The sequence below is a fragment of the Onishia niordana genome, from assembly GCF_004798965.1.
In the GTDB taxonomy this organism is placed as follows: domain Bacteria; phylum Pseudomonadota; class Gammaproteobacteria; order Pseudomonadales; family Halomonadaceae; genus Onishia; species Onishia niordana.
This window is the reverse complement of the sequence record NZ_SDSD01000017.1, coordinates 1-529: the sequence shown is the minus strand read 5'-3', so window position 1 is coordinate 529 and position 529 is coordinate 1. Positions and strand designations below refer to the sequence as shown.

Sequence of the window (529 nt, the reverse complement as noted above, 5' to 3'; positions counted from 1 at the left end):
AGCGTCACGCGACGCTAGGTACATTGTGCCCACCGAGGCGTGTTTCACAGCAAGTCCACCTAAAGGCTTGTCAGTTCACCATTGCGGCAAGACCGGAAGCAGCGGACGTTCCGATGGCTTTTTGCAGACGTGTCCGAGCCTCGAACAGTGCGCTGCGATACTCTTGGCGTGTGGGTGACTCACTCAGAATAATGCGCTGCCCTTCCTCGAGGGGATCTACGGGGCGGTCATCCACTCTCACTTCGTAGTGCAGGTTGGGCCCCGTGGCGAGTCCGGAAGCCCCTACCTCACCCAGTTTGTCGCCGGCCTTGATGGGGGCCCCGACCGCCAGGCTGGCAGCGAAACGGCTGAGATGCGTATAGCGACTGATGGTGCCCGTATCATGTTTTATCTCGACAACACGTCCATAACCTCCCCGGCGACCGATGAAGGAGACGCGCCCCGGCGCAGTGGCCATGACCGGGGTGCCGCGAGGCGCGGCAAGATCGATACCGTCATGACGTCGGACCCCGCCGTACACGGGATGGCG

General features: G+C 62.0%; 1 protein-coding gene. It reads right to left on the bottom strand.

Features of this window, described 5'->3' with window-relative positions; translation table 11 throughout:
• Nucleotides 1–70: 70 nt before the first annotated feature.
• On the bottom strand, nt 71–529 hold a 459-nt coding region (locus tag ETC27_RS16445; RefSeq protein WP_136256053.1), incomplete at its 5' end, for a M23 family metallopeptidase.